At 64.9% G+C, this 5,771-nt stretch carries 5 protein-coding genes and 1 tRNA gene; 2 read left to right on the top strand and 4 right to left on the bottom strand.

Going from position 1 to position 5,771, the window contains the following annotated elements; genetic code table 11:
- Together ileS and VEY12_04300 are read right to left on the bottom strand one after the other, a co-directional pair.
- Positions 1–2,610 (bottom strand): isoleucine--tRNA ligase (gene ileS / locus VEY12_04305; GenBank protein ID HYM39355.1); only part of this gene is annotated, 2,610 nt, incomplete at its 3' end.
- Positions 2,611–2,768: 158 nt separating this feature from the next.
- Positions 2,769–2,842: transfer RNA gene (locus tag VEY12_04300), tRNA-His, on the bottom strand.
- 163 nt (positions 2,843–3,005) lie between these two features.
- Here VEY12_04300 and VEY12_04295 point away from each other — a divergent pair.
- Positions 3,006–3,419 carry a C2H2-type zinc finger protein gene (locus VEY12_04295; GenBank protein HYM39354.1) on the top strand — a complete coding sequence of 138 codons (414 nt, stop codon included), beginning with the start codon at positions 3,006–3,008 and terminating at the stop codon, positions 3,417–3,419.
- Positions 3,420–3,559: 140 nt separating this feature from the next.
- Positions 3,560–3,775: a hypothetical protein gene (locus VEY12_04290; protein HYM39353.1), complete on the top strand. Its 216-nt coding sequence runs from the start codon at positions 3,560–3,562 to the stop codon at positions 3,773–3,775.
- Between the two features lie 929 nt (positions 3,776–4,704).
- Here the strand turns inward: VEY12_04290 and VEY12_04285 are convergent.
- Together VEY12_04285 and VEY12_04280 are read right to left on the bottom strand one after the other, a co-directional pair.
- On the bottom strand, positions 4,705–5,331 hold the full coding sequence (locus VEY12_04285) for a hypothetical protein (protein HYM39352.1): 627 nt from the start codon (positions 5,329–5,331) through the stop codon (positions 4,705–4,707).
- A gap of 151 nt (positions 5,332–5,482) precedes the next feature.
- Positions 5,483–5,771, bottom strand: a 289-nt coding sequence (locus VEY12_04280) for a hypothetical protein (GenBank protein ID HYM39351.1), incomplete at its 5' end; no start/stop codon positions are given.

The raw sequence follows: 5,771 nt of genomic DNA, 5'->3' as shown, positions 1-5,771 counted from the left end.
CTCCCGGAGGAAGGTCACCTCCTTCGCGTTGGACTGCTCGAGGAAGATGGACCGGAGGGAGCTCAGGGCGGCCGCGGCCTCCGGCGTGAGTCCCTTGGCGGCGATCAACCGAACGGGCCAGCGTAGCTTCCGCCCGCTCTTCTGGCGCTCCTTGGAGACGGCCTCGACGAGCTCCTGGACCTGGGCCATGGACTTCTCCAGCTGCGGGTCCGCCCGCTCGGGGTGGGGCACGGGCCAGTCGAGCATGTGCACGCTCAGGGTGCGGCCGTCCAGGTGCTGGTAGATCGCCTCCGCAATGTGGGGGGTGAGCGGCGCCAGGAGGCGCGCAAGGGTCAGGAGCGTCTCGTGGAGGACGTGATAGACGGCGAGCTTTCCCTTGTCGTCCGCGTCAATCCACGTACGCTCGCGGGCGAGCTTCACGTACCACCGCGAAAGGTCGTCCAAGATGAACGCGTCCACGGCGCGGTAGGCGCGGTGTAGCGCGTAGGACTCCATCTCCTTGTCGACGGTGGCCCGCAGGCCTTCGAGCCGAGAGAGGAGCCAGCGGTCTTCGGGCCGGAGGTATGCGGCCAGAGCCCCCAGATCTTGTCGGGCAGGGTCGAAGCGATCGAGCACCATGTACGTCGTCGCGAACCGGAGGACATTCCACAGGATGTTGAGCGTCCGTTGGCACGTCCGGACGCCTTCCTCCTGGAACGTGATGTCCTCCCAGATGGCGTTGACCGAGACGACGTAGAACCGCAGGGCGTCCACGCCGAACTTCGCGATGACCGTGGACGGCTCGATCACGTTCCCCAGGCTCTTGTGCATCTGACGGCCGTCCGGGCCGTTCACCCAGCCGTGCGTCAGGACTGACTCGTACGGGGCGCGGTCGAATGCCATGACGCTCAGGGCGAGCTGGGAATTGAACCATCCGCGGGTCTGGTCGGGCCCCTCCACGATCCACTTCGCGGGCCACCATCGCTTGAACTCGTCCTCGCGGGCCGGGTATCCTAGACTGGCCCAACTGGCGACGCCGCTCTCGAACCAAACGTCGAGGACGTCCTTGACGCGACGCATCTCGCCGCCGCACTTGTCGCACGTCAGGGTGACGCCGTCGATCCAGGGCCGGTGGAGATTCATGCCGGGCGTGTAACCGCTGCCGCCCCGCAGTTCGTCCGCGGAGCCCACGACGGTCCAGGCAGCGCACTTGGCGCACCTCCAGACAGGCAGCGGGATACTCCAGTACCGCTGGCGGGAGACGCACCAGTCCTTCAGGTTCTCCGTCCAGTCCGTCTGGCGAGCGGATCCGGCCCAATCCGGGTACCACTTGACCCGGGCGATTTCCTCGAGCATCCGACCCTTCACGTCGGTGACCTTGAGGAACCACTGAACCGTCGCACGGTACAGGATCGGAGTCTTGCACCGCCAGCAGTGTCCGTAGGAGTGGGTAATCGCTTCCTCGGCGAATAGGGCATGGAGGGACTTGAGGTCGTCGACAATCCGTGGATTGGCTTCGCGCACATGCAATCCGGCGTACGCGCCCGCGTCGGGGGCGAAGCGGCCCTGCTCGTCCACAGGGGAGAAGGCGGGAAGCCCGAGGCGTTGGCCGAGATCGAAGTCCTCGGGGCCGTGACCCGGGGCCGTATGCACGAGACCCGTGTGCTCCGCCTCGACCGTTTCCGATGGCACGGCCTTGTGGACCCACTCACCCTTCAGGCTCCGCTGATAGGGGACCTTCGGCTCCAGGGGATGCACGTAGGCGGTACCCACCAGGTCCGCGCCCTTCGCCTTCCCGACGATCTCGTAGACCTTCACGCCCGACAGTGCCATCACCGCTGCAACGGTGGACTCGAGCATCCAGAGGAACTCCGTCCGGCCGGCGGTGGATACCCGCACCTTGGCGTACGTGAACTCAGGGTGGACCGCGATGGCCATGTTGGCCGGCAGGGTCCACGGGGTCGTGGTCCAGATGAGGAGGGAGTCGGCGGGGCGATCTCGGATGGGAAACTTGACGTAGATCGACGGGTCGGTCTCATCGGAGTACTCCACCTCGGCGTCCGCGAGGGCGGTTTGGCACCGTGCGCACCAATGGAGGGACCGCAACGCCTCGTAGAGCAGCCCACGTTCCGCGGCGCGCTTGAACGTCCACCACGCTCCCTCGATGTACTCGTTCTTGACCGTCAGGTAGGGTCGGTCCCAATCGAGCCACACGCCTAGGGACTGGAACTGCAGGTTCATCTTGCCGAGCAGGCTTACTGCGAAGTCTCGGCACGCGCTCACGAACTTCTCGATTCCGAGTTCCTCGATCTCCATCTTGTTCGTGATCCCGAGGGTCTTCTCAACCTGGACCTCGGTCGGAAGACCGTGCATGTCGTAGCCGGGTTGATCCCGCACATGGTATCCCTGCATCCGCTTCCATCGGACCACGGCGTCCTTCACCGTCTTGTTCAGGACTTGGCCCAAGTGGATGGAGCCCGTCGTGTACGGAGGACCGTCGCAGAAATAGAAGTCCTTCCCCTTATCCCGCGCCGCCACGGTCTTCGCATAGACCTTGGCCCGTGCCCAGAACTCCTGGACCGATTTCTCCAGCTCGAGTGGCTTGTACTCGCTGTCCGCCTGCTTGATCATCGCAGCCCCCTCCCGGGGGAAACGCGGCGCCCGCACGGCTTTGTCGTCGCCGATGCGAGACCGGAGGGCTCCAAGCTCCACGGTCTATTAAAACCTGAGGGCCGAGAGGACACGTCGTTTCGCGAGGCGAACCGCGTTCGTCTCGAAAATTCGAGTAGGGCCGGGAGCGAGATTTGGACTCGCGTCAAGGGATCCACAGTCCCCTAGCATCACCAGGCTAGCCCATCCCGGCCGCGAGGCGGCCGATGGGACGGACCCTTAATAGATTTGCTTCTCGGGTCCCAGAACACTAAACACCGAACTACGCCGAAACCGGCCCTGGGGATATTTGAAGACCGGGCCCGGACCGTTGAACCGCGCTCCCAAGCCCGAAGATGGTGGACGGGGCTGGGCGCGTGACGGCCGCCGACCCCGCCCCGGAGGCGGTGATGGCCAAGTTCCCCTGCCCACACTGCTCCCGGTCCTTCAGCCGCCGGGGGCGCCTGGACCGGCATCTGCGGCTCTCCCACGACGTGGTGGCGCCGCGAGCCCCAGGCCCGCTCCCGCGGCTCGCCGTGAGCCCAGGGCTGCGCGGGCCGGACCTCCGCGCGTCGGTGCCCTTCGACGTCCGCAAGGCCGCTGTGGACCTCTGGATGCGCGGTGCGACCGTGGACGCGGTCGCCGAGCAGCTGGGCCTGCCCCGCCTCACGGTCCTCGCCCTCATCGAGCCGCACCGGACCAATCCCGTCGAGGCGAGGGAGCGAATCCGAGCGGGCAGGCGAATGCGGACGGAGCGCAACGCCGGGGAGCCCGCGGAGGTGGGCCCGTAAACACCCTGCCGCCCCACCTCGTCTGCGGCGTCCGGACGAAGGACGGCGGCGGCACGGTCCACACCTGCGGGAGGATTCGTGGACACGGCCTGCCGGATGGACGCCAATCGCCTCATGAATGCAGGTGCGGCGCGCCGGGCTTGCCCCGGAGGCACTTCTGGGACTCCACCATGCGCGTGTTCGTCGACACGTTCGAGCCGGAGCGGCAGCGCAGCCTCGCCGAGGAGGAGGAGCTGTTGGCGCGGATGGCGCAGATGTACGGGAGTGGCTGCGACGAGTACGCCATCGCCAGGACCCTGCACGTCGGCGTGGCCTTCGTGAGGCACGTGCTGCGCACCGAGGAGGCCCGACCGTGAGCGCCAGGACACGGTGGGCGGGATTCCGTTGGCCCGGCGTTCGAGTTGGATTCTCTCCAGCGGCTTCGCCGTCGTGCGGATTCGCATCCCATGGAGGGACTTGAGTCCAAAGGACAACGTTGACCGATTCGGAGGTCGGTGGCTGTCCCCGCACGAGGAGGACCGGACAGTCCTCCTCCCTTTCCATTGCTCCGACTCGGTTCAAGTCCGTCCGGACCCACAACAGATTGCCTTCCATATGGAGAGAAACCGATGTTCAAAGAACCTCAATCAGCCCGGATTGAACTCTGGCGGTCTGCTCAGGATGATAGCCCAATGGTGGGCTGTTTAGCAGAATGCTATCGAGACGCTCCTCGTGCTTGGTTCGCCGACGCCCTGTTCCCACTCACGCCGGGCCGCGAGGCCCGGCCCCTTCCCTTTATCGTTGCGTACAGCCTTCTGGAAACGAGGATGAACGCGCAGAGGTCGCGGAGCCCCTAGGAGTCTGAATATGGGAGGCGTAGATGTGAGCTACACGTCCCGATGCCCCAAGTGCGGCACGAGCTACGAGGGCATGGACCCCCATGCTTTCAAGGAGTTCGCAGAGGAGCACCTGCGGCATGGCGTTCAGACGCTCTACTCGGGCCGATGCGCCGGATGCGGCGCTAGCGCCCAAGGCATCGAGGGCCGCGCTTTCATGGACTTCATCAAGGAGCACGCTCCGCATGAGATTCCGGGGTATTGCCCGAAATGCGGGTCGAGGCTTCCGTTCACGGACGAGGAAGGGACATGCCCAGGGTGCGGGGCCGAGGTTAGCCGGAGCGTCAAGGTCACTACGCGCGTTAGCGGGAAACCTCGCCATGGCTTCTTCAGTCGGTAGCATCGTTTTCACGCCCTCGCCACCATATTCCCTTCCGGCCGCTCGGGGGCGACCGCGGGCGGGGTTCTCCTCAGGCACTGTTACCCGCGGTATCCCAGATTCGGAACTCGTACTCTTCGGCGGAGAACGTAAGCAATCCCGACAGCGTCCTGTCTTGCGCGGTCAGTGCAAACCCGGACTCGGTGGGCTTCGGATAGAGAATCCAAACCCTGTCAATCGGACCCGGTACGTCGCGTTGGTCCTTGCACTGACCATGTCGGAGTTTCAGCCAGACCCGGACTCTGCTTCCCGGACTCTCCGGGTCGTACGTCCAACCCACGCCCTCCAGCGTGAGGTCGGTGCCTTCCTTCGCAACGGTGCTCTCGGCATCATGGAGCTGTCCGATGAGAATGTGCCACACGACCGTTCGCAGTGCTCCGCTCCTATCCTCGCCGAGGACCCATCTCAGTTCGGCGACGGCCTCGTCGCGGATGAACTCGCCCGGTTTGTCGGCAGTGAACTGGCTATGCAACTCATCGACGCGCCGCCGAATGCTCGCCTCGTTCTCGACGGTGCCCGTATGCTGGTCCAACGTCCCCCGGACCTCTGCGGCGATTCGGTCAAACGTGACTCGCCCGAAGTAGACCGGTGGATAGAGGTGCGTCCTCGCCTCTTCCCACGCATCGATGCGTTGCTTGATTTCCTCGGCGTTCCTCACGACTCACGAATCGACGATGGAGTCTTGAAGATTGAGTACGGAGCGGGACTGACATCAAAGCGGCATAGTCCTTCCGGACGACTCGGGGGCGAACGGGGGCGGGGGCACCTCCTTGTTGGCCAGCACGCTCTTCGCGGGCTATCGTCCTTGTCTAGGGCGGATGAGCCGATGTCCACGCTTCGAGCCGCCGGATTTGGTCGCGGCGGTCTCCTCCCTTGCCAACCGCGCTCGCAATGTTGCTCTTGCCCTCGGCCGTTAGCCCATACAAGTTGCCATCTACGAGGAGCCAACCTCTCTTCTTGAGTCGCACGAATGCCCAGGCTAGCTCGTCAGGGGTGGGGACGAGACGCCAGATGAAGTCAGCCGTATCGACCACACTCGCAATGGACTCAGGTGATTTGTCTATGAAGAGGGCGTAGGCAATCAAAGGCTCGGCGACG

This window comes from Thermoplasmata archaeon, from assembly GCA_035632695.1.
Taxonomy (GTDB): Archaea; Thermoplasmatota; Thermoplasmata; order RBG-16-68-12; family RBG-16-68-12; genus RBG-16-68-12.
This window is presented reverse-complemented; position numbering and strand designations above follow the sequence as displayed.